Source organism: Flavobacterium fluviale, assembly GCF_003312915.1.
Lineage (GTDB): Bacteria > Bacteroidota > Bacteroidia > Flavobacteriales > Flavobacteriaceae > Flavobacterium > Flavobacterium fluviale.
The window spans coordinates 1,232,889-1,257,439 of the sequence record NZ_CP030261.1 but is presented as its reverse complement, the minus strand read 5'-3'; the positions used below and the strand labels follow the sequence as shown (position 1 = coordinate 1,257,439).

At 33.1% G+C, this 24,551-nt stretch carries 25 protein-coding genes; 22 read left to right on the top strand and 3 right to left on the bottom strand.

Annotation, left to right across the window (positions count from 1 at the left end; genetic code table 11):
* Window positions 1-10: 10 nt before the first annotated feature.
* Window positions 11-343 carry a helix-turn-helix domain-containing protein gene (locus HYN86_RS05685; protein ID WP_113677162.1) on the bottom strand — a complete coding sequence of 111 codons (333 nt, stop codon included), beginning with the start codon at window positions 341-343 and terminating at the stop codon, window positions 11-13.
* A 473-nt stretch (window positions 344-816) separates the two neighbouring features.
* On the opposite strand from HYN86_RS05685, the gene HYN86_RS21285 reads away from it, so the two are divergent.
* The 20 genes from HYN86_RS21285 (at window position 817) to HYN86_RS05585 (ending at window position 21,130) form a co-directional block, all read left to right on the top strand.
* Window positions 817-1,485, top strand: coding sequence for a CPBP family glutamic-type intramembrane protease (locus tag HYN86_RS21285; RefSeq protein ID WP_113677161.1), 669 nt, complete (start codon window positions 817-819; stop codon window positions 1,483-1,485).
* 206 nt (window positions 1,486-1,691) lie between these two features.
* Complete coding sequence (locus tag HYN86_RS05675; RefSeq protein WP_113677160.1) at window positions 1,692-1,979, top strand: hypothetical protein; 288 nt, start codon at window positions 1,692-1,694, stop codon at window positions 1,977-1,979.
* Window positions 1,980-2,006: 27 nt separating this feature from the next.
* Entirely contained in the window at window positions 2,007-2,603 is a 597-nt protein-coding gene (locus HYN86_RS05670) for an HlyD family secretion protein (protein WP_162789300.1), read from the top strand.
* A gap of 232 nt (window positions 2,604-2,835) precedes the next feature.
* A complete protein-coding gene (locus HYN86_RS05665; RefSeq protein WP_007137066.1) occupies window positions 2,836-3,030 on the top strand; it encodes a cold-shock protein in 195 nt (64 codons plus the stop codon).
* Window positions 3,031-3,273: 243 nt separating this feature from the next.
* Window positions 3,274-3,639, top strand: coding sequence for an NADH-quinone oxidoreductase subunit A (locus HYN86_RS05660; protein ID WP_057115716.1), 366 nt, complete (start codon window positions 3,274-3,276; stop codon window positions 3,637-3,639).
* A 157-nt stretch (window positions 3,640-3,796) separates the two neighbouring features.
* Window positions 3,797-4,345, top strand: coding sequence for an NADH-quinone oxidoreductase subunit B (locus HYN86_RS05655; protein WP_035646217.1), 549 nt, complete (start codon window positions 3,797-3,799; stop codon window positions 4,343-4,345).
* Window position 4,346: 1 nt separating this feature from the next.
* Window positions 4,347-4,868 (top strand): NADH-quinone oxidoreductase subunit C, encoded by a 522-nt coding sequence (locus HYN86_RS05650; protein WP_113677158.1) that lies wholly within the window; start codon window positions 4,347-4,349, stop codon window positions 4,866-4,868.
* Between the two features lie 25 nt (window positions 4,869-4,893).
* Window positions 4,894-6,132 (top strand): NADH-quinone oxidoreductase subunit D, encoded by a 1,239-nt coding sequence (locus tag HYN86_RS05645; RefSeq protein ID WP_113677157.1) that lies wholly within the window; start codon window positions 4,894-4,896, stop codon window positions 6,130-6,132.
* Between the two features lie 198 nt (window positions 6,133-6,330).
* Window positions 6,331-6,861, top strand: a complete 531-nt coding sequence (locus tag HYN86_RS05640) for a complex I 24 kDa subunit family protein (protein WP_113677156.1) — start codon at window positions 6,331-6,333, stop codon at window positions 6,859-6,861.
* Window position 6,862: 1 nt separating this feature from the next.
* On the top strand, window positions 6,863-8,233 hold the full coding sequence (gene nuoF / locus HYN86_RS05635) for an NADH-quinone oxidoreductase subunit NuoF (protein ID WP_113677155.1): 1,371 nt from the start codon (window positions 6,863-6,865) through the stop codon (window positions 8,231-8,233).
* 172 nt (window positions 8,234-8,405) lie between these two features.
* Window positions 8,406-9,437, top strand: coding sequence for a 2Fe-2S iron-sulfur cluster-binding protein (locus HYN86_RS05630; RefSeq protein WP_113677154.1), 1,032 nt, complete (start codon window positions 8,406-8,408; stop codon window positions 9,435-9,437).
* A gap of 2 nt (window positions 9,438-9,439) precedes the next feature.
* Window positions 9,440-10,495 carry an NADH-quinone oxidoreductase subunit NuoH gene (gene nuoH, locus HYN86_RS05625; RefSeq protein ID WP_113677153.1) on the top strand — a complete coding sequence of 352 codons (1,056 nt, stop codon included), beginning with the start codon at window positions 9,440-9,442 and terminating at the stop codon, window positions 10,493-10,495.
* 153 nt (window positions 10,496-10,648) lie between these two features.
* Entirely contained in the window at window positions 10,649-11,194 is a 546-nt protein-coding gene (locus HYN86_RS05620) for a NuoI/complex I 23 kDa subunit family protein (protein ID WP_113677152.1), read from the top strand.
* A gap of 2 nt (window positions 11,195-11,196) precedes the next feature.
* A complete protein-coding gene (locus HYN86_RS05615) occupies window positions 11,197-11,739 on the top strand; it encodes an NADH-quinone oxidoreductase subunit J family protein (RefSeq protein ID WP_113677151.1) in 543 nt (180 codons plus the stop codon).
* The gene (gene nuoK, locus HYN86_RS05610) at window positions 11,739-12,059 is read left to right on the top strand and encodes an NADH-quinone oxidoreductase subunit NuoK (protein ID WP_008466103.1); all 321 of its coding nucleotides are present in this window, start codon (window positions 11,739-11,741) and stop codon (window positions 12,057-12,059) included. The genes HYN86_RS05615 and nuoK overlap by 1 nt, the downstream gene beginning before the upstream one ends.
* Window positions 12,060-12,065: 6 nt before the next feature.
* Window positions 12,066-13,949, top strand: a complete 1,884-nt coding sequence (nuoL, locus tag HYN86_RS05605; protein ID WP_113677150.1) for an NADH-quinone oxidoreductase subunit L — start codon at window positions 12,066-12,068, stop codon at window positions 13,947-13,949.
* Between the two features lie 10 nt (window positions 13,950-13,959).
* Window positions 13,960-15,399 carry a complex I subunit 4 family protein gene (locus HYN86_RS05600; protein ID WP_113677149.1) on the top strand — a complete coding sequence of 480 codons (1,440 nt, stop codon included), beginning with the start codon at window positions 13,960-13,962 and terminating at the stop codon, window positions 15,397-15,399.
* 66 nt (window positions 15,400-15,465) lie between these two features.
* Window positions 15,466-16,857, top strand: coding sequence for an NADH-quinone oxidoreductase subunit N (locus HYN86_RS05595; protein WP_113677148.1), 1,392 nt, complete (start codon window positions 15,466-15,468; stop codon window positions 16,855-16,857).
* A gap of 162 nt (window positions 16,858-17,019) precedes the next feature.
* Complete coding sequence (locus HYN86_RS05590; RefSeq protein ID WP_113677147.1) at window positions 17,020-17,790, top strand: Bax inhibitor-1/YccA family protein; 771 nt, start codon at window positions 17,020-17,022, stop codon at window positions 17,788-17,790.
* 484 nt (window positions 17,791-18,274) lie between these two features.
* Entirely contained in the window at window positions 18,275-21,130 is a 2,856-nt protein-coding gene (locus HYN86_RS05585; protein ID WP_113677146.1) for a pectate lyase family protein, read from the top strand.
* 58 nt (window positions 21,131-21,188) lie between these two features.
* On the opposite strand, the gene amaB is transcribed toward HYN86_RS05585, so the two are convergent.
* Window positions 21,189-22,742 carry an L-piperidine-6-carboxylate dehydrogenase gene (amaB, locus tag HYN86_RS05580; protein ID WP_113677145.1) on the bottom strand — a complete coding sequence of 518 codons (1,554 nt, stop codon included), beginning with the start codon at window positions 22,740-22,742 and terminating at the stop codon, window positions 21,189-21,191.
* Window positions 22,743-22,924: 182 nt separating this feature from the next.
* Between amaB and HYN86_RS05575 the strand changes: the two genes are divergently transcribed.
* Both HYN86_RS05575 and HYN86_RS05570 read left to right on the top strand, forming a co-directional pair.
* Window positions 22,925-23,884 carry an MBL fold metallo-hydrolase gene (locus HYN86_RS05575; RefSeq protein WP_113677144.1) on the top strand — a complete coding sequence of 320 codons (960 nt, stop codon included), beginning with the start codon at window positions 22,925-22,927 and terminating at the stop codon, window positions 23,882-23,884.
* A gap of 54 nt (window positions 23,885-23,938) precedes the next feature.
* Window positions 23,939-24,154: a type II toxin-antitoxin system RelE/ParE family toxin gene (locus HYN86_RS05570; RefSeq protein WP_113677143.1), complete on the top strand. Its 216-nt coding sequence runs from the start codon at window positions 23,939-23,941 to the stop codon at window positions 24,152-24,154.
* A 61-nt stretch (window positions 24,155-24,215) separates the two neighbouring features.
* Here the strand turns inward: HYN86_RS05570 and HYN86_RS05565 are convergent, their stop codons facing one another.
* Window positions 24,216-24,527 carry a hypothetical protein gene (locus HYN86_RS05565; protein ID WP_113677142.1) on the bottom strand — a complete coding sequence of 104 codons (312 nt, stop codon included), beginning with the start codon at window positions 24,525-24,527 and terminating at the stop codon, window positions 24,216-24,218.
* Window positions 24,528-24,551 lie beyond the last annotated feature (24 nt).

The following is a 24,551-nucleotide window of genomic DNA, read 5'->3' as shown; positions in this document are numbered from 1 at the left end:
AAAAAAAATTTCAGGCGCTTTTTTTAGCACTCTTTTTTATCAATTTTATTTCTTTTTTCAAAAGCAAATTCTGCTCTTTTAATAACTCAATTTTTTCTTCTAAAGATTTTAATACCACATCTTGGTTAGCAGTATTTATATCATTTTTTTCAATACCTAATAGCACACTTACATCTACTTGTAGTGCGTTAGCAATATTTACTAAAACTTCAATATCAATTTTACATCTATTATTTTCAATTTTAGAATATGTTGATTGGCTAACTCCTATTTTTTCAAAAACCACTTCAGCTTTTATATCTTTTTCTCTTCTGCATTTTCTGATATTTTCACCAATATTCATAAACTAAAATTTAAATTATACACAAATATAGGAAAATTCTTATGCATAAATTGATATTCCAATACATAATTTTTTATTCTAAACACGATAACTGGATTTTTAAACTTTATCTTCAATTTTGAAAATAAAATTATTCTTACTTATTTATAAGTTAACTGCAGTAGCGAGATTCATAAAGTAAATTTAAGTTATTGTCTAACAAACATAAACAAAATAAGTAAATTAAGTTTAGATGCTCTGAAAGAAAGAGCAGAAGCTACAGCATCAGAAGAATTGTTAGAATCAATTTCTGGTGGGACAGAAAATGCATGTCATGATGGAGATTGCAATTCATTAAAAGACGCGGTAATAGCAGTTGGCAAATTCCTTTTTGATACAGGTTTTGTTCGTTAATAATTAATAACCTATGGAGATCTACAATCTATACTAGCACTCTCCATAGGTTAGCTTTAATAAATTAGAAAAATCGTACTATGTTTCATATTTTAAAAAGGGATATAAGACAGCTCTTCCATTCTCCAATCTCAATTGAATATATCGGAATATCAAGTAATTTAAGATTGTTTTTTTACTACAATTTTATCTTTATCCTAGTTTTAATATTCTTATCAGTATTAGTAGGAATTTTGAAACATTACTTTGCGGGACACCATCAAATAATTTTACCTGTCAATGTTACATTTTTAAAAGTTGCGATAATTGCACCTGTTATTGAAGAAATTATATTTAGATTAATCATCAAGGTAAATCGACTAAATGTTGTATTATTTTTTGCTTACCTAACTTTTTACATTTTATATCAAAATTACATTCTATCGACATTTCTTTACTATGTGTTAGTTGCGTCTTTTTTTTCTCTTCTTTTTATTAATGCTTTTAATCATAAAATAAATGAGAACTCTTTAAAAAATAAACACTCTAAATTCTTGATTTATATATCATGTCTCCTGTTTGGATTATTTCATTTACCCAATTTTAATGAAGTTGATGTAACAAATATTATAACACTTGGATATTTGTTTTCTAAAGTTTTTGCAGGATTTGCCTTTATTCTTTTAAGATTAAAATTTGGTCTGTCAGCATCCATTCTTCTACATGTAATCATTAATTCTATTGCCTGTATAATGATTTTTAACTGTTGAAGGCTTTACATTAATACAATCCCATCCACGGACCCATACCTATCATATGTCAGCACGACAGAAAATTTAAAATTACTATATGGAAAAGCAAACCGATAACGGTAAATTTATAAACACTATTAAACTATTAATTTATCAGGAGGACAAACTGTTGCTGGAAAATTTAGACTTTGAGAAAGAGGAAATATTCTTACACCCTATTTTGTTTGCATACTTTAACGCAAAAAAAAAATATCGATTTTAATCTGAAAGAAATAATCCAAGGATACGTTGATAATCAAGAACCTCTTAAAATTGAACAATCGTACAATAAGAATGGAATTGCTTATTTACCTAATCTGGGCTATTATAAAGAGGAGACGAAAATAGAATCGCAAAAAGAAATAAATCAAAACGAATTGCTTCTTCAAAAAAATGATCTAAAAAGATACGAAACATTATATCACAAAGGAATATATTCAACTCAAGAGTTTGAGAAACAACAACTATTATAATTGCAATCCCAAAAGAGTTATAAAACTTTGCTAGGTAATATTTCTCAACTTAAATCATCTTTAAATGAATTAAAACGAAATAGCAAAACAACTTTAACTAATGAAAGTAAGGAATATACAAATCTTGAAAATAATAGAATTCAGGCATTTCATTTACTAAAGGAATCAATTGATGATTGGGAATTAAATTATGTCCTAAAATCTTCCATTCATGGAAAAGTAAATTTTCTAGATATTTGGTTCAAAAACCAAACTGTAAATATTGGTGATAATGTTTTTTCCATTATCCCTACTTCAAACACCATATATATAGGTAAGTTAAAAGCCAAAGCCTTAAATTCAGGTAAAATAAAAATAGGTCAGTTAGTAAATATTAAATTAAATGATTTCCCACACCGAGAATTTGGAATGTTAAAGGGGCAAATAAAAAATATTTCACTCATTCCTGATAAAGAAGGAAATCAATTGATTGATATTTCATTATCAAATGGATTAAAAACAACATCCAACAAAAAAATTTTATTTAAACAAGAAATGCAAGGAAATGCAGATAATATAACTGAAGATTTAAGACTTATTGAACGTCTCTTGTATCAGTTTAAAGATTTATTTAAAAGAAGTTAAAAATCACACAAATTGCCAATTTAAATTATTATTGAATTCCTACAAATAGCTTGTTTTTATATTCCTACAATAAATGATTCTCAAATTATGGTATTTCATATAAAATTTGATGCAATAAACCACGTAAAAACACTGGAAATCAATAATTTTTACAAAAAATTAACACCTTAGTGTCTTTTGTATGAATTTATATGTTACATTTGCTTTATTATAAATTATTATTACAATTACAATGCGTACAGGTACAGTAAAATTTTTCAATGAATCTAAAGGTTATGGATTCATTACAGACGAAGAAACAGGAAAGGATATCTTCGTTCACGCTTCAGGAATTAACGCGGAAGAATTACGCGAAGGAGACCGTGTAAGCTATGAAGAAGAAGAAGGAAGAAAAGGGAAAGTTGCTGCTAAAGTAGCAGTAATCTAAGAAAAATATAGCAATTTATTTTTTTTGCCTCTGAATGGTCTAGAAAACGTTTCGATTAATATCGAGACGTTTTTTTTTGCTCTTTTCTTAAAATAATATTAAAATAACGCCCTGTTATTTATAATCAATAAAAATTAGGCATAAACGCCGTTTCGCACCCTACTTAAAACCTTTTTTAGCTTGTGTTTTACAGAGTTGAAAGTTATCTTTGTGGCTCATTTTTTAAGTAAAAAATCGAAGTTTATGCAATCAGATCAATACAGTTACATTCCTATTTTAATGCAGTTTATTCTAGCTGTTGGTTTTGTGGTAGGAACAATCATTATTTCTGGAAAATTAGGACCAAGAAGAACCTCAGAAGTTAAAGATAAGAACTTTGAATGCGGTGTCGAATCTGTTGGTAATGCCCGTATTCCGTTTTCTGTAAAATACTTCCTAGTTGCCATTTTATTTGTATTGTTCGACGTGGAGGTAATTTTCCTTTACCCTTGGGCAGTAAACTTCAAAGATTTAGGAATTGAAGGAATGCTGAAAATGTTAGTTTTCATGTCATTACTTTTAGTTGGTTTCTTTTACATTATCAAAAAGAAAGCACTAGAGTGGGAATAATTTAGAGATTTTAGATTTTAGATTTCTGATTTTAGATTTAAAAAGATTTAGAATTAAAATTTAAGATTTGATCCTCAACAAAACTGATTTAAAAAATTGATTTTACTTTTTACGATTTCAATGAATCTAAAATCTAAAATCAGAAATCTAAAATAAAATGAGCGATTCAAAAGTAAATATGGTTGCGCCACCGGAAGGAGTTGTAGGAGAAGGTTTCTTCGCTACAAAACTTAATGATGTTGTTGGTTTAGCACGCGCGAATTCTCTTTGGCCTTTACCTTTTGCAACATCTTGCTGCGGAATTGAGTTTATGGCAACAATGGCTTCACATTACGATTTGGCACGATTTGGATCTGAACGTGTGAGTTTTTCTCCTCGTCAGGCAGATATGTTATTAGTAATGGGAACTATTTCAAAAAAAATGGCACCTATCTTAAGACAAGTATACGAGCAGATGTCAGAACCTCGCTGGGTAATTGCAGTTGGAGCATGTGCTTCTTCAGGAGGAATATTTGATACTTATTCTGTTCTTCAAGGAATTGACAAAGTTATTCCTGTTGATGTTTATGTACCAGGATGCCCTCCAAGACCAGAACAAATCGTAGATGGAGTAATGAGACTTCAAGAATTGGTAAAAAGCGAATCTGTGAGACGCAGAAGCTCACCAGAATACCAAGAATTATTAGCTTCATATAATATCTCATAAGATGGCTTTAGAAAATACCCAGATTCAAGATAAACTTACAGAAACATTTAATAACGATGTTTTTAACTTTCAACAAGAAAGAGATATTTTTTCTTTAGAAGCTTCGGCTGATAAAATTACAGCGTTGATTTTATTCCTTAAAAACGATCCAGAATTACGTTTTCATTTCTTAACGGATTTGTGTGGTATTCATTATCCAGACAATGAAGCAGAGCGTCAATTTGCAGTTGTATACCACCTGCACAATTGGTACGAAAACAAAAGATTAAAGATCAAAGTTTTTCTAAATGGTGAAAAACCAGAAATCAAATCAATTTCAAATATCTTTTTAAGTTCAAACTGGATGGAAAGAGAAACATACGATTTCTTTGGTGTCAATTTTATTGGCCACCCACAATTGAAACGTATTTTGAATATGGACGAAATGGTGTCTTTCCCTATGAGAAAAGAATTCCCAATGGAAGACAGCGGAAGAACTGATAAAGATGACAGATTCTTTGGAAGAACAACAACAAATTGCTAAAAAATAAATAATTCAACATTATAAAATGTCAGAACTATTATTACCACCAGAGCATCGTTATGCTAAAATAATTAAGGAGAAACTAAACGAAGACGGAAGCGAGCTTTCAGTTCTGAATTTAGGTCCGACACACCCTGCAACACACGGTATTTTTCAAAATATACTATTGATGGACGGGGAGAGAATTCTTGAGGCTGAACCAACTATTGGTTACATCCACAGAGCTTTCGAAAAAATCGCCGAAAATCGTCCTTTTTATCAAATTACACCTCTTACAGACCGTATGAACTATTGTTCCTCTCCTATTAACAATATGGGATGGTGGATGACTTTAGAAAAATTATTAGGTATTGAAGTTCCAAAAAGAGCGCAGTATTTAAGAGTTATCGTAATGGAATTGGCTCGTATTACAGACCACTTAATCTGTAACTCGATTTTGGGTGTAGATACTGGTGCGTATACTGGTTTCTTATACGTTTTTCAATTTAGAGAAAAAATCTACGAAATCTACGAAGAAATTTGTGGAGCTCGTTTAACTACAAATATGGGAAGAATTGGTGGTTTTGAAAGAGACTGGTCTCCAGAAGCTTTCAAAAAACTAGACACTTTCCTTGAAGAATTTCCAGTTGCTTGGAAAGAATTCGAAAACTTATTTGAAAGAAATAGAATTTTCCTTGATAGAACTGTAAATGTAGGTGCAATTTCTGCTGAACAAGCAATGGCTTACGGATTTACAGGTCCAAACTTACGTGCTGCGGGTGTTGATTATGATGTTCGTGTTGCACAGCCATATTCATCTTACGAAGATTTCGATTTTATTGTTCCTGTTGGAAAATCAGGAGATACTTATGATCGTTTCTGTGTTCGTAATGCTGAAGTTTGGGAAAGTTTAAGCATTATTCGTCAAGCATTAGATAAAATGCCTTCAGGAAACGAATATCATGCTGAAGTTCCAGATTACTACCTTCCTCCAAAAGAAGATGTTTACACTTCTATGGAATCTTTAATTTATCACTTTAAGATTGTAATGGGAGAAGTTCCTGTACCAGTTGCAGAAATTTACCACCCAGTTGAAGGAGGAAACGGAGAAATCGGTTTTTATTTAGTTACAGACGGAAGCAGAACCCCATATAGATTACATTTCAGAAGACCATGCTTTATTTATTACCAAGCATATCCAGAAATGATTAAAGGTGCTTTACTTTCTGATGCAATTGTTATTTTATCAAGCTTAAATGTAATTGCCGGAGAATTAGACGCCTAAAACAGTGTAGATTTTAGATTTTAGATTTTAGATTGCTTATTGAGAATGCAGATTTTAGAATTTAGATTTAAAATTATAATTAGGAATTGAAAAATTCAGATTGAAGAATCTAAAACTTAAACAATGATTGAAGAATCATGGATTGTAGAGAAAGATTGAAAAAATCTGAAATCTAAAATCTGAAATCTAAAATTAAAAATGGAACGTAAACATTACAAACAAGAAATAAACATGACTGAAGCATTGATGAACCGCATCAATGAATTGATCAGTCATTATCCTGAGGGCAAACAAAAATCGGCTTTACTGCCTGTTTTGCATGAAGTTCAGGATGCACACAACAACTGGCTTAGTACTGAACTTCAAGATAAAGTTGCTGAAATTCTTCAGATAAAACCGATTGAAGTTTATGAAGTGGTTACTTTTTACACCATGTTCAACCAAAAGCCAATTGGTAAGTATATGTTTGAGTTCTGCCAGACTTCTTGCTGCTGCCTGCGTGGTGCCGAAGATTTAATGGACTATACTTCTGAAAAATTAGGCATTAAAATGGGCGAAACAACTCCAGACGGAATGTTTACCATTGCTGGCGTAGAATGTTTAGGTGCCTGCGGATATGCTCCAATGATGCAGCTGGGAGATTTCTACAAAGAGAAATTGACAGAAGAAAAAATCGATCAGATTATTGCTGATTGTAGAGATGATAAAATAATATTACACGATAAATAAGATGTCACAAAAAATATTATTAGATAAAATCAATATTCCTGGAATTAAAACCTACGAAGTATATCGCCAAAATGGTGGTTATGCATCTGTAGAAAAAGCTTTAAAAACTCTTACACCAGATGAAGTTACTGAAGAAGTAAAAAAATCGGGGCTTCGCGGCCGTGGTGGTGCAGGTTTCCCTGCTGGAATGAAATGGAGCTTTATTGACAAAAAATCAGGAAGACCAAGACACTTAGTTTGTAACGCTGACGAATCTGAACCAGGAACTTTTAAAGATCGCTTTTTGATGGAATATATTCCTCACTTATTGATCGAAGGAATGATTACTTCAAGCTACGCATTGGGAGCTAACCTTTCCTATATCTACATTCGTGGAGAATATATGTGGGTTTTCAAAATTTTAGAAAGAGCAATCGCTGAAGCTAAAGCTGCAGGATGGTTAGGAAAAAATATATTAGGTTCAGGTTACGATCTTGAACTTCACGTTCACTGTGGAGCTGGAGCTTATATCTGTGGAGAAGAAACTGCACTTATTGAGTCTTTAGAAGGTAAAAGAGGAAATCCTCGTATTAAACCACCTTTCCCAGCAGTTTCAGGACTTTGGGCAAACCCTACAGTGGTAAACAATGTTGAAACTATTGCAACGGTGCCTTGGATTGTAAACAATTCTGGGGACGATTATGCTAAAATTGGAATTGGACGTTCTACAGGAACTAAATTAATTTCTGCATCTGGACACATCAAAAACCCTGGAGTTTACGAAATTGAATTAGGTTTAAGTGTTGACGAATTCATGAATTCTGATGAATATTTAGGAGGAATGTCTTCTAGCCGTCCATTAAAAGCATTTGTGCCAGGAGGATCTTCTGTGCCAATTTTACCAGCAGATTTGATTTTCAAAACAGCAAATGGTGAAGATCGTTTAATGACTTACGAATCTTTAAGTGATGGTGGCTTTGCAACTGGATCTATGTTAGGTTCTGGAGGATTCATTGTATATAACGATACTGCATGTGTGGTAAGAAACACTTGGAACTTTGCGCGTTTCTATCACCACGAATCTTGCGGACAATGTACGCCTTGCCGTGAAGGAACAGGATGGTTGGAAAAAATTTTATGGAGAATCGAAAACGGTCAAGGCCGCGAAGAGGACATCGAATTATTGTGGAGCATTCAAAGTAAAATAGAAGGAAACACAATTTGTCCGCTTGGTGACGCCGCTTCTTGGCCAGTAGCAGCAGCGATTCGTCACTTTAGAGATGAATTTGAATATCATGTTCGTTTCCCTGAAAAAATCAAAAATAGAGATCACTTTGTTGCTGAACCTTTTTCGCAAGTGAAGCATTTAGTAGGAGGTAAAGTAATCGTATAAAAATAAAAAGCAGAAAGTTATAAAGTTCATAATGTTAAAAAGGACAGCAATTCTTTTCAATATTCCGACTTTCAACAAATAAGTTTAAAATAGTTTCAAGTTTCACGTCATTATAGTTTCAAGTCCAGCAACATGAAACTTTAAACATGAAACTAAAAAAACAAAATAAGAGATGAAAGTAACCATAGACGGTCAAAGTATAGACGTAGAGTCAGGAACAACGATCCTGCAGGCTGCACGTATGATTGGTGGAGATTTGGTACCGCCAGCCATGTGCTATTACTCAAAATTAAAAGGCAGCGGTGGAAAATGTCGTTGCTGTTTAGTTGAAGTTTCTAAAGGTAGTGAAGCTGACCCAAGACCAATGCCAAAATTAATGGCATCTTGTGTAACAGGATGTATGGACGGAATGGAAGTAAACAGTAAATCTTCTGCGAGAGTTACCGAAGCGCGTAAATCAGTGACAGAATTTTTATTGATTAACCACCCGTTAGACTGTCCTATATGTGATCAGGCTGGAGAATGCGATCTTCAAAACTTAAGTTTTGAACATGGAAATCCAAAATCACGTTATATTGAAGAAAAAAGAACATTTGAACCAGAAGATATTGGTCCAAATATTCAACTGCATATGAACCGTTGCATTCTATGCCAAAGATGTGTACAAGTTGCAGATCAACTGACAGACAACAGAGTTCACGGAGTATTAGATCGTGGAGACCATGCTAATATTTCAACAGGAATTTCTAAAGCAATCGACAATGAGTTTTCTGGAAACATGATTGACGTTTGTCCAGTTGGAGCATTGACAGATAAAACCTTCCGTTTTAAATCAAGAGTTTGGTTTAACAAACCTTATAACGCACATAGAGAATGTACAACTCCAGGATGCTGTGGTAAAACTACTGTTTGGATGTTTGGTGGAGAAATTCAACGTGTAACTGGTCGTAAAGATGAGTACCATGAAGTTGAGGAATTCATTTGCAACAGCTGTCGTTTTGATCACAAAGATGTAAATGACTGGGTTATTGAAGGACCACGAGAGTTTGAAAAAGATTCTGTTATCAACCAAAATAACTACACTCAAAAATTAGAAAAAGTACAAATCGATACTGAAAAGAATATTCTTATGGGTAGAGATGTTGACCGTAAAAAAATTAGTATGGCTGAAATTCCATTAAACACTAACAACAAAAATTCTTAACGATGGTAGATGGTGCGTTTATTATAGAAAAGAGTGTTGTAATTGTTGTGGTTTTTGCCATAACAATGATTATGGCGATGTATTCTACTTGGGCTGAACGTAAGGTTGCCGCTTTCTTGCAAGACCGTGTTGGACCAAACCGTGCAGGTTGGGGAGGTTTATTACAGCCGCTTGCCGATGGTATGAAATTATTTTCTAAAGAAGAATTTTTTCCAAATACTCCAAATAGATTTTTATTTGTTGTAGGTCCGGCAATTGCAATGAGTACAGCCTTAATGACAAGTGCTGTTATTCCTTGGGGAGACAGACTTCATGTTTTTGGAAGAGAAGTAATTCTTCAGGCAACTGATATTAATATTGCTTTACTATACATATTTGGAGTGCTTTCTGTTGGAGTTTATGGTATCATGATCGGAGGATGGGCTTCTAACAATAAATTCTCATTAATGGGAGCTGTTCGTGCAGCATCTCAAATGGTTTCTTACGAGATTGCAATGGGATTATCGATGATTGCATTATTGATGATGACAGGAACAATGAGCTTAAAAGAAATGTCATTACAACAGCAAGGAATGAACTGGAATGTTTTCTATCAGCCTTTGTCGTTTTTAATTTTCTTAATTTGTTCGTTTGCAGAAACTAACAGAACACCTTTTGACTTAGCAGAATGTGAATCAGAATTAATTGGAGGTTACCACACAGAATATTCGTCAATGAAAATGGGATTCTATTTATTTGCTGAATATGCGAGTATGTTTACTTCTGCAACTATTATTTCGGTGTTATTCTTTGGAGGATATAATTATCCAGGAATGGAGTGGATGGTAGAAAATGTTGGCGTTAATGCTGGTAACTTATTAGGGATCGCAGTATTGTTTGCCAAAATATGTTTCTTCATATTTTTCTACATGTGGGTTCGTTGGACTATTCCAAGATTTAGATATGACCAATTAATGAACTTAGGCTGGAGAATTTTAATTCCGCTTTCGATTATTAATATTATGATTACGGGCGCTGTTATCTTAAGACACGATATTGCAGCAGCTTTAGGATTCTAAGAACCGTATTGCATTAGCCCTTCTATAAGCAATATCCTTTTATTGTGAACAATAAAAGATTCAGTGAATAGCAGGATTAAGCTTCAAATAAAAACAAAATAGATTTTGAATTTGATTACCTCAAATTATAAATCATAAAATATAATAGTAAAAATGTCAATAGAAACTATATCATTATCGGGTAGAAAAAAGATGGTCTCTAATAAAGAGATGACTTTTTTAGAGCGAATGTATCTTGTGGCGATTGTAAAAGGATTGTTTATCACGTTGAAACATTTATTCAGAAAAAAAGTGACTATTCACTATCCTGAGCAAGTACGTACAATGAGTCCAGTTTATCGTGGCCAGCATATGTTGAAACGCGATGAGCAAGGTCGTGAAAACTGTACTGCCTGCGGATTGTGTGCTTTGTCATGCCCAGCAGAAGCTATTACAATGAAAGCTGCTGAACGTAAAGCTGATGAAAAGCATTTGTATAGAGAAGAGAAATACGCTGAAATCTACGAAATAAATATGCTTCGTTGTATTTTCTGCGGTTTATGTGAAGAAGCTTGTCCAAAAGACGCTATTTACTTAACGACTTCTAAAGTTTTAGTTCCTGCAAGTTACGAAAGAGAAGATTTCATTTTCGGAAAAGACAAATTAGTGATGCCTTTAGAAATGGCTATGAAAAATGCTCAACTTAAAAACGCTAACTAAAAATGATACATATTCCTGATTTTGCGCACGCAACTACTATTCAAGTTATCTTTTGCTTTTTAGCGTTTATTACCGTTATTACTGCTTTCTTGACAATTTTCAGTAGAAATCCAATTCACTCGGCTATTTACTTAGTGATCTGTTTCTTTTCAATTGCTGGTCATTATTTATTATTAAATTCACAGTTCTTAGCAGTTGTACATATAATAGTCTACTCTGGAGCTATTATGATTCTGTTCCTGTTTACCATCATGTTGATGAACCTGAACGAACAGCGAGAAGTACACCGTCCTAGAATTACACGTTTAGGTGCAATTGTATCTTTCTGTTTAATATTAATCGTTTTAATTGCGCTTTTCATCAATTCTAAACCAATTGTTGGCGAATACGATTCTACAGGAGAAGATTTCCAATCGATTAAAGTTTTAGGTAAAATATTATTGAACGAATATATGGTTCCGTTCGAATTTGCTTCAATCTTACTTTTGGTTGCAATGATTGGAACAGTTCTATTGTCTAAAAAAGAAAAATTAAATAATAAATAATGGGTAATATATTAAATCAAATAGGTATTGAAAACTACATCTTTTTAAGTGTTGTACTTTTCTGTATTGGTATTTTTGGTGTATTGTACAGACGAAATGCTATTATCGTTTTCATGTCTATCGAAATTATGTTGAATGCGGTAAACCTTTTATTTGTTGCTTTTTCAACTTATCATCAAGACGCACAAGGACAAGTTTTTGTGTTTTTCTCGATGGCGGTTGCTGCAGCCGAAGTTGCGGTAGGATTGGCCATTTTAGTTTCTATCTTTAGAAATATAGGCTCAATTAGTATCGATAATTTAAAAAATTTAAAAGGATAATCAGAAATGGATACCAATTTAGCTTTAATTTTAGTTTTAACTCCTTTACTAGGTTTTCTAGTAAATGTCTTTTTTGGAAAAAGCTTAGGAAAAACGGTTTCTGGTGCCATCGGGACTGTTGCCGTAGCAATTTCTTTTGTAGTTTCTCTTTTACTTTTTAATCAAATAACTTCGACTGGAAAAGGAATTGAGGTTACTTTATTTGATTGGATTCAAATTAGCAACTTAAAAATCAATCTTGGATTTTTATTAGATCAATTATCTGTTCTTTGGTTACTTTTCGTAACTGGAATCGGATCTTTGATTCATTTATACTCTATTAGTTACATGCATGATGACGAAAACATGCACAAGTTTTTTGCTTACTTAAACTTGTTCGTTTTCTTCATGATTACACTTGTAATTGGAAGCAACTTATTAGTTCTTTTCATCGGATGGGAAGGTGTTGGACTTTGTTCTTACCTATTAATTGGATTCTGGCATAAAAACCAAGATTACAATGATGCTGCGAAAAAAGCTTTCATCATGAACAGAATTGGAGATTTAGGTTTATTAATCGGTATGTTCATTATCGGTTCGATGTTCTCAACATTAGATTATGCAACTTTAAAAACGGCAATTGCTGGAGCTTCTAACTTAGATTACTCTTTACTTTCTTTAGCTGCTTTATGTTTATTTATTGGCGCTTGTGGTAAATCTGCTCAAATTCCATTATACACTTGGTTACCTGATGCGATGGCTGGACCAACTCCAGTTTCTGCGTTAATTCACGCTGCTACGATGGTAACTGCTGGTATTTTCATGGTAACAAGATTAAACTTTGTTTTTGACCTAGCAACAGATGTTCAAAATGTAATTGCAATTATTGGAGCAATCACTTCATTAGTTGCTGCTACAATTGGTTTAGTTCAAACTGATATTAAAAAAGTACTGGCTTATTCTACAGTTTCTCAATTAGGTTTAATGTTTTTAGCATTAGGATTTGGAGCTTACGAAGTAGCAGTATTTCACGTAATCACGCACGCTTTCTTTAAAGCTTGTTTATTCTTAGGTTCTGGATCTGTAATTCACGGATTACACGGAGAGCAAGATATGCGTAAAATGGGTGGACTGCGTAAAGCAATGCCAATTACTTTCTGGACTATGTTAATTTCCTCATTGGCAATTTCAGGAGTCCCATTCTTCTCTGGATTCTTTTCTAAAGACGAAATTTTATTGACAGCCTTCCACCACAGTATTCCATTATATGTTGTTGGATCTATTGCTTCAATCATGACAGCTTTCTATATGTTCCGTTTAATGTTCTTGACTTTCTTCAAAGAATTTAGAGGAACTGAAGAGCAAAAACATCATCTACACGAAAGTGGTTCATTAATTACAATTCCGCTTATCATTTTAGCTATTCTAGCGACTTTTGGCGGATTAATCAGTTTACCTGGAAACAGCTGGTTAAACGGTTACCTTGCTCCTCTTTTCACAAAAGTAGCAGGTGAAGAACATCATTTAGGCACAACAGAATATACTCTAATGGGTGTCGCTGTTTTAGGCGGATTAATTGGAATTTTAATTGCTTATGTGAAATACTTTAAACAAGATAATGTTCCAGAATCTGATGAAAACATTACTGGTCTAAGCAAAGTGTTATACAACAAATATTATGTAGACGAAATTTACGATGCAATATTTGTAGCACCTGTTAATAGTTTATCTAAATTCTTTAGAGACTACATCGAAACAGGATTATCTGCTCTTGTTTTTGGATTAGGTAAAATAGCAAACGAAATTGCTTTCCAAGGAAAAAAATTACAAACCGGAAGTATAGGATTATATCTATTTGTTTTTGTTTTAGGACTTTGTGCAATTGTTTCCTATATATTTTTAGCTCAATAATATTATTACTATGAACGTTTCTACTATATTAATTATACTTTTAATTGGTGCATTTGCCACTTATTTTTCTGGTGACAAACTAGCTTCGAAAGTTGCTCTACTTTTTAGTTTAGCCGCTTTAGGATGTTCAATTGTATTATTGAATAATTTTTCTGCTGGTGAAAATATCAGCGTAATCAACAGCTGGATTACACAGCCAAAAATTTCTTTTGCTTTAAATGCTGACGGACTTGGACTTGCAATGGTTTTACTAACTGCAGCTTTAACTCCGATTATCATATTTTCTTCTTTCGGAAATGAATATAAAAATGCTAAAGGTTTCTATGCATTGATCTTGTTTATGGCTTTTGCTATGACTGGAACTTTCTTAGCTGCTGATGGTCTTTTATATTATATTTTCTGGGAGTTAGCACTTATTCCAATTTACTTTATTGCCTTAATTTGGGGTAATGGCGACGCTGAAGAACGCAGAAAAGCTGTGGTTAAATTCTTTATTTATACACTTGCTGGTTCATTATTCATGTTAACTGCTTTCATTTATTTATACCAAAAAGCTGGTTCTTTCTTAATCGAAGATTTATATAAAGTAGATTTATCTGCGTGCGAGCAATTCTGGATTTTCTTGGCTTTCTTTTTAGCTTACGCTATCAAAATTCCAATTATTCCTTTCCATACTTGGCAGGCAAATGTGTACCAAAAAGCACCAACTGTTGGAACAATGCTTTTATCTGGTATCATGTTAAAAATGGGATTGTACAGTGTAATTCGCTGGCAATTACCTCTTGCGCCTACTGCTGCTAAAGAATACATGTATATCTTTATTGGTTTAGGAATTGCAGGTGTAATCTACGGTTCGATCGTTGCACTGAGACAAAAAGATTTAAAAAAATTATTAGCTTACTCTTCTCTTGCCCACGTTGGATTAATTGCTGCAGGATCTTACACTTTAACCCTTGATGGTTTAAGAGGTGCTGTTTTGCAAATGATCGCTCACGGTTTTGCGGTAGTTGGATTATTCTTTGCTGCCGAAGTAATCTATAGAAGATTTGAAACTAGAGAAATTGGAGAAATGGGCGGTATTCGTACACAATCTCCAAAATTTACTTCAATGTTTTTAATTTTAGTATTAGCTTCTGTTGCGCTGCCAAGTACTTTTAACTTTGTTGGAGAATTTACAGTTTTATACAGTTTATCTCAGATAAATATTTGGTTTGCAATTCTGGGTGGAACTACAATTATTTTGGGAGCTTACTATATGTTGAGAATGTTCCAGCATGTAATGTTAGGCGAAACCAATTCTAAAACTTTTGCAGATGTTTCTTTGAATGAAGGAATTTCATTTGCAGTAATAATTGCTGTTTTATTGTTCTTCGGATTTTATCCAAAACCAATTACAGATTTGATTACACCAAGCTTGGAAACGATTTTACAAGTTATCAATAAGAACTAATATTTTAAACAAAAAATAAATTAGGATTACAATCATAATTTGAAATCCTAACTCAAAAAGACAAAAATGAATACATTAATAGCTATAACAGGATTGGGTATTTTCTGCCTATTGTTTGAAATTCTTAATTTAAGAAAAGCCATCGTCCCTATTACCATTGTTGGTTTATTAGGTGTATTGGCTCTTAATTTCTACGAATTTGGAACTGAACAAAGTTATTACAACAATATGATAGCAGTGTCAAAGTTTTCTACAGCTTTTTCATCGTTGTTCATCGTTTTGACGATTTTCCTTGTAGCGTTAAGTCATAATTTTTATCACAAGCATCCATCAAAAATTTCAGATTTCGTTGCAATTAAAGTATTCTTACTTGCTGGAGCTGTTGCAATGGTTTCTTTTGGAAACTTAGCGATGTTTTTTCTAGGTATCGAAATCTTATCAATCGCTTTATATGTTTTAGCTGCCAGCGAACGTTTAAATTTAAAAAGTAACGAAGCGGGAATGAAATATTTCTTAATGGGATCTTTCGCTTCTGGAATTATCTTATTTGGAATTTGTTTGATTTATGGAGCAATGGGAAGTTTTGACATCAGCGAAATACACGAAAGTGCATTGTCTGCAGAATTACCAATCTGGTTTCCTATCGGAATGATTTTAATGGTAGTTGGTATGTTGTTTAAAGTTGCCGCAGTTCCTTTCCATTTCTGGGCTCCAGATGTTTACGAAGGTTCGCCAGCTTTAACAACAGCTTTAATGAGTACATTGGCAAAAGTGGTCGCAATTGCAACCTTATTCAAATTAATTGCTGGTATGAACTTCATTTCTTCATTAGAAAACCAAGATCTTTTACATACGTTTGAAGTCATAGTGGTTATCATTTCAATCGCTTCAATGTCTGTTGGTAACATTATGGCATTAAGACAAGTAAACGTTAAACGTATGCTTGCTTTTTCTGGAATTTCTCATGCTGGTTTCATGTTAATGACATTATTAACTGTTTCTGCTTCTGCTGGTGTTTTATTATATTACACTGCTGCTTATGCTTTGGCTGGAATCGCTGCTTTTAGTGTTATTTTATATGTATGCAGAGATCATGACAATGAAGACATTACAAATTTTCATGGTTTAGGAAAAACAAATCCGTTATTGGCTACTATTCTTACAGCTTCATTATTATCAATGGCTGGAATCCCGATTTTCTCAGGATTTTTTGCGAAGTTATTTTTATTCAATCAAACTATTCAGGCAGGATATATTGGTTTAGTAATTGTTGCTGTAATCAATTCTATTATAAGTGTTGCATATTATTTCAAACTAATACTTGCAATGTATTCTAAAGAGCCAAATCAAGAAAGAACTGGAAAACCATTTCTTATTTATGCAGTTGCTGTAGTATCAATTGTATTGAATATTACATTAGGTTTATTCCCTTCATTAGTTTTAGATCTTTTGAATTAAGACATTTTCTTAAATTAAATTATAAAAGAATCCATCAAATTAGTTTTGGTGGATTTTTTATATACGGTAAATAAGGAAGAGAAATTCATGTTAAAAATTCTCTCATTCAATTGCACTTCAAAAAATCTCCATATATTTGGGTTCAATTAAATGTATTAAATTATGAACTTTAATTCAAAAAATCCGTTTTTAAACAGTAAGCGTTTTTCTAGTGCAACTTCAAAAGCTGAAGAAGTACACCAAGCTCAAATTATTGATTACAATCAAGAAATGACGGTGTCAGGAACAATTAACAAAACGGCAATTTTATTTTTAATTTTATGCGGTGCCGCAATGGTAACTTGGTGGATGGCCTTTAATGGAATGAATCCTATGCTTCCAACTATTGGAGGAGCAATTATTGCTTTTATTCTTGTTATAGTTTCTGCTTTTAAACCACAAGCTTCACCTTATTTAGCGCCAGGATATGCTTTATTTGAAGGTTTATTTATTGGAGGAATTTCTGCAATATTCGAATTGAAATTTCCAGGAATTGTAATTAATGCCGTTGGAGCAACTTTAGTGACTTTTTTAGTTTGTCTAGGTTTATACAAATTCAAAATTGTTAAAGTTACAGAGCAATTTAAATCTGTTGTTATTGCTGCGACTTTGGCAATTGCGACTTATTATTTAATTTCATGGGTTGTATCAATGTTTACAAGCTTTACTCCTGTGCATCATGGAAACTCAATGATGAGTATTGGTATCAGCGTTTTTGTAATTATAATCGCAGCTCTTAACTTATTCTTAGATTTTGATTTAATTGAAAAAGGAGCAAAAGAAAAAATGCCAAAGTTTATGGAATGGTACGGTGCTATGGGACTTATGATCACATTAGTTTGGTTGTATATTGAATTTTTAAGACTGCTCGCTAAACTATCGAGCAAAGACTAATAATTCTACATAAAATAATTGAAGCCTTTTTGAGTAAAATCAAAAAGGCTTTTTTATTATAAATAATTCAAAAATCTCATTTTATCTTTTAAAGATATAATTTGCGTGCTTTCATTTTTAAAATATTTCTGATGTTTAAAACATATAACAAAGTTTATTCTTACAAAAATTTAAAATGTAATTTTTGTAATTAAAAAAAATGCATTTTTAGCAATCAAATAGCTATCAGAAAATGAAATTCTCAATACCCTAATAAAACAAAGCATTTTACCATACATTAAAATGTGTAATAAATTACAATCAATGCAATTTATTACATTTTCACTATATAAAAAGCTAATATTTATTATTATATTCTTTTTTTATATAAAATAATTATTGATTTAAGAATTAATATATATTTTTGTGTAATCGATTACAATTAACCACTTGTACTTGATAGTAAAACCACTTACTATTATTAACATTCTTAAACCACACAATTATGAAAAAAAACCTACTCTTAGTGGCTGTATTTCTCATGACAGTTCAGTTATGGGCACAGTCAGTAACAATTAACGAAGCTTCAGGCTGGTTAGAATCAGCTTTTATTAAATGGCAGCCGGTCAGCGGTGCACAATCGTATAACGTCTACTACACAGGAAACGGGTTTACCGATAAAAAAATAGACGACCAGCTTATAAGAAGTTATGGTTCTTATTTTCGTGCTGATATTCCTGGTTTGAAAGCTGGAACTTACACTGTAAAGGTAAAACCTGTCGTGAATGGCACAGAGGGAACAGGAGCTTCTAAAGGTAATTTAAACGTAGCTGCTCATGACAGAAATGGATTTGCTTTTGAAGGCGGACGTGTTCCCGGCGGATATAAAGCTGACGGTACTCCGAAGGATAATGCCGTGATTCTTTACATCACACAAAATACCAAAAACACCGTTTCAATGAATATTACCGGAGCAAGTACAAATCCTTGTATTGGTTTACAAAATATTCTTTATGCGATTAAGAAAGGAAAAGACACTCGCCCGTTTATCATTCGTTTGATCGGAAATGTTACTGATATGACAGTTATGGAAGGTGGCGATGTTGTAATTGAAAATGCTAACAATGCTTCAAGTTATGTAACTTTTGAAGGTATTGGAAACGATGCTGTTGCTAATGGATGGGGAGTTCGTTTAAAATCGGCATCCAACATTGAAGTGAATAATCTTGGTTTCATGAATTGCAACAGTACCGCTGGCGATAATATTGGAATGCAACAAGACAATGATCATATTTGGGTTCATAACTGCGATTTATTTTATGGAAATGCAGGAAGCGATGCAGATCAAATAAAAGGAGATGGCGCATTAGACAATAAAACTTCAACTTATATCACTTTGTCTTACAATCACTTTTGGGATAATGGAAAAGCCAGTCTTTTAGGATTAAGCGAAGGAACAACATCTGGATTGTATATAACGTATCACCACAACTGGTTTGATCATTCTGATTCTCGTCATCCAAGAGTTCGTTATTATTCTGCGCATATCTATAACAATTATTTTGATGGTATTGCAAAATATGGCTCAGGATCTACATTGGGATCTTCTCTATTTGTAGAAGGAAATTATTTTAGAAATAGTAAGCATCCAATGTTGACTTCTCTTCAAGGAACTGATATTTGGGATGAAGCCAATCAAGTGAATAACGCTGGAACAATGGGAACATTTTCTGGCGAAGCTGGAGGAAGCATTAAAGCTTTTAACAACACATTTGATGCTTCAAATGGAACAAATAATATGCGTTTCGTAGCTTACAATGATCCAAATCCTTTATACAATATCGCAGGAAAAATAAGTTCTACAACAGATTTTGATGCTTATGTAGCTACAACAAGAGGTGAAGTTGTAAGCAGTTCTGTAAAATCAAAATCGGGAGCAAATACCTATAATAATTTTGATACTGATGCTGGTTTATACGTAAAAAATCTAGTAATCGATCAGCCGGCAGCGGCAAAAACGAAAACAATGCAATATGCTGGGCGCATCTCAGGAGGAGATCTTCAATGGACATTTAACAATGCTGTTGACGACACTTCATCACTAGTTATCAATGCATTAAAAACGGCATTAACAAATTATACTGGAACTTTAGTTGCTGTACAAGGAGAAGGAAACCCGCCTGCTGGAAGTCAGTCTTTAACCTTAACCTCATCTGCAAATAATAATCAAACTGTCGTAAGTGGTTCGGCGATAAGTTCAATTGTTTTTACTTGGGGTGGAGATGCAACAAATGCAACTGTAACAGGAATACCAGCTTCTGGATTAACTTTTGTGAAAAATACAACTGCGAAAACAATAACAATTACTGGAACACCAACAGCAACTGTTTCTTATTCAATCGCTACTTCTGGTACGAGCGGTTCACCAGCAAGTGGATCTGGTACTATAACGGTTACGGCTGCAGGAAATCAAACTTTAACTTCCTCTGGAAATAATAGTCAAACTGTTTCCTCTGGAACTGCAATTAGTTCTATCGTATTTACTTGGGGCGGAAATGCAACAGATGCTACTGTAACTGGATTACCAGCCTCTGGATTAAGCTTTGTAAAAAACACAACTGCAAAAACAATAACGATAACAGGAACACCAACCGCAAATGTATCGTATTCTATAGCAACTTCTGGAACAGCAGGATCACCAGCAACAGCATCGGGAACAATAACTGTTTCTACTAGCTCATCAGGAAGTGAAATTCATAATTTTACAACATCTGGAAAAACGAGCACGTTTTACGCAATTACAGGAAACATGAATTCTACGCCAGGGTCTGTGTCCTACAATGGGCTAACTTTAACACAGCGTTTAAAAATAGAATCAAGTACCACTATCAATTATACTACTACAAGTGCATCAACACTAACTTTAGTTTTTGATTCCAATTTTACGGGAACAATTAAGGTAGATAATGTTTCTTATACTGCATCTGCAGGAATCGTAACTGCATCACTTGCTGCTGGTTCACACACTATAACAAAAGGTTCTGTTGCTAATTTATTCTATATCAGTACAGTTTACGGTGGAAGTACATTAAAAGCAGCACCTGCTTCCTATTCTTTAGCAGCTGAAAATACAGAGGCTAAAATTATATTGTATCCAAATCCAGTTTCGAGTACTTTGTATTTATCCGATCCAAATCAGAAAGTGGAGAAAGTTTTAATTTACAATATTTCAGGGAACCTTGTAAGTGCTACTGGAAAACAAACCGAAAGTATTGATACAAATGGTTTAATTCCGGGAACTTATCTGGCAAAAATTTATACGACTGATGGTTCATTCAATCAGACAATTCTAAAAAAATAAAAACTAAAACAAACAGAAAAGGCTTCCAAATTTGGAAGCCTTTATTTCTTAAGAAGTTTTACAAATCAAACTTAATTCCCTGCGCCAAAGGAAGATTTGTGGTATAATTAATAGTATTCGTCTGGCGTCTCATATAAATTTTCCAAGCATCAGAACCAGATTCGCGTCCGCCTCCAGTTTCCTTTTCACCTCCAAAAGCACCGCCAATCTCAGCTCCTGAAGTTCCGATATTTACATTTGCAATTCCACAGTCAGAACCTGTAACAGACAAAAATCTTTCGGCTTCACGCAAATTATTCGTCATAATCGCTGATGATAATCCTTGAGCAACACCATTTTGAATTTCAATAGCATTCTCGACATCTCCAGAATACTTAATCAAATATAAAACAGGAGCAAAAGTTTCATGCTGTACAATTTCAAATGAATTTTCTGCTTCTGCAATTGCAGGTTTTACATAGCAGCCACTTTCATAACCTTCTCCAGAAAGCACTCCCCCTTCAACTATAATTTTTCCGCCTTCAGCCACTACTCTGTTTAAAGCCGTTGCGTACAATTCCACAGCGTGCATATCAATTAAAGGTCCAACATGATTGTTTTCGTCAAGCGGATTTCCGATTCGTAATTGTTTATAAGCAGCTACTAAAGCATCTTTTACTTTATCATAAATACTTTCGTGAATAATCAATCTTCGAGTTGAAGTACAACGCTGTCCAGCAGTTCCCACAGCTCCAAAAACTGCTCCAATTACAGTCATTTTTATGTCTGCATCTGGAGTGACTATAATAGCATTATTTCCGCCTAATTCTAATAAAGATTTACCTAATCTTCCTGCAACAGCTTGGGCTACAATTTTCCCCATTCTTGTAGAACCAGTCGCAGAAATTAATGGAATACGAGTGTCTTTTGTTAGCAGCTCTCCTATTGTGTAGTCTCCAGTTAGTAAACATGAAATTCCTTCAGGAAGATTATTTTCCTTAATAACTTGAGCAATAATATTTTGGCAGGCAATTCCGCAAAGTGGTGTTTTTTCAGAAGGTTTCCAAACACATACATCACCAGAAATCCAAGCTAAAGCAGTATTCCATGACCAAACTGCAACTGGAAAGTTAAATGCAGAAATAATTCCAACAATTCCTAAAGGATGATATTGCTCGTACATACGATGTCCTGGTCTTTCAGAATGCATGGTTAATCCGTGTAATTGACGTGACAAACCAACTGCAAAATCGCATATATCAATCATTTCCTGAACTTCCCCAAAACCTTCCTGCAATGATTTACCCATTTCGTAAGAAACCAATTTCCCAAGAGCTTCTTTGTTTTGTCTCAATTTTTCACCAAACTGACGCACAATTTCACCACGTTGCGGCGCAGGAATTAATCGAAATGTTTTAAAAGCTTCTGTAGCGGAACGCATTACTTTTTCATAATCTTCAAGAGTCGAAGTTTTAACCGAAGCAATTAATTTTCCATCTACGGGAGAAAAACTATCCAAAACTTCGCCCGATGCAAAATTTTCTGTTCCTGTTGAAGTTCCGTCGTTCACCAGTTTTATTCCCAGCTTTTCCAAAGCTTCATTCATGCCAAATTGTGATGCTATTGTTGTCATTGTAACTTTTTTAGTTAAAATTGTTATATTTTTTATGTAAAGATATTATTTTAGAATTAATTTCTACTTGTAGTAATCTTGTAAAGAGAAGTAAATTTAAGGTTATTTAATAGTATTAACAGAAATGAAACGACTTAAATTGAATTTATTTAATGAAATTTGCATTACTTAAAATAAAAAATATGAGCATTTTCAGTCGGCTTTTAGTTTGCTTCCTTTTAATTTCCACCAATATATTTTCTCAGAAAGAACAAAAATTTTCTTTTCAAATTGTGCCTTTAGGTGTGAAAGGTGGCATAGACGAAAAAAATCTTTCGGCTTATTTAACAGCTCCATCCAACACAAAAGATTTTATTTGTTTGGATGCGGGAACTATAAACGCAGGAATTGAAAAAGCGATTGAAAATAAAGTATTTAAAGTTTCTACCAGCGAAGTTCTCCGAAAATACATTAAAGGTTATCTAATTTCGCACGCGCATTTAGATCATGTTTCGGGATTAATTATTAACTCTCCTGCTGACTCTTCTAAAACAGTTTACGCAACTAATAAATGTATGGAAATGATGGAAAACCATTATTTCAATGATCAGACTTGGGCCAATTTTGGAGATGCGGGTCCAGGTTTTCCTTTAAAAAAATACCATTTTCAAACTTTAAAGTTGAATGAAGAATCTGCTCTAACCAATACAAAAATGACAGTTAAAGCATTTCCGTTAAGCCATGTTAGTCCGTTTGAAAGCACTGCTTTTTTAGTTAAAAATGAAAATAATTATGTTCTTTATTTAGGAGATACCGGACCAGATGAAGTTGAAAAAAGCAATAATCTCCGTGATTTATGGACAGCAGTTGCGCCTTTGCTAAAAGCCAAACAATTAAAAGGAATTTTTATTGAAGTTTCTTTTCCGAATGAACAGCCTGATAAATTTTTATTTGGTCATTTGACTCCGAATTATTTAATGAAAGAACTTCACATTTTGGAAGAATTATCTGGAAAAGATTCCTTAAAAAATTTCAAAATCATTATTACACATTTAAAACCGCCTGCTAAAAATATTACAAAGATCAGACAGCAGTTAAAGCATCAAAATGATTTAGGATTGAAGATTATCTATCCTGAGCAAGGGAAAAGATTTGAGTTGTAAAGCAATATATTTGTAAGTTATTTTTTATATTTTAGCCGAATATTCAAATTCATAATGAAGATTATTTGGTCTAAAAAATCAGAGTATAACTTTGATAATATTTACAATTACCTTGAACAATTTTGGTCGCCAGTGATAGCTCAAAAATTCATTAAAGATGTTTTAAAAATCATAACCTTATTAGAAAACAATCCTATGCTTGGAAAATATAATTCAAAATTAAAATGTCGAAGCATGATTATTTCAAAAAACGTTATGCTGTACTATTAAATTAATGAAGATCATATCGAATTGATTTCTTTTTATAATAATCGACAAAAGCCCATAAATTTTATATAAGATTTTTACTCTTAAGCTTAGCTAACATTTGTTCATGAGTTATAAAATCTCCGTTTTTTATATCTCGCTTTCCTTGCTCAATTTCACTTTTTAATTCTAACATAAAATTTTCTTCTGGAGAAAGTATTTTAGCAATAGATAAAACTTCATCAGCAGTAAAAGTCCGACTCTTTAATTTCCTGTAAAATGTGGGACTTGGAATACCAACTTTTTCAATAATATAATTTTTCTTGTAGGGAGATTTATCCATTAAATCTTCAATATTGTCCACTATATTCTTATATGCGATTACTTCTTGTATCATAATTGATGCATTATTGTCTCATTT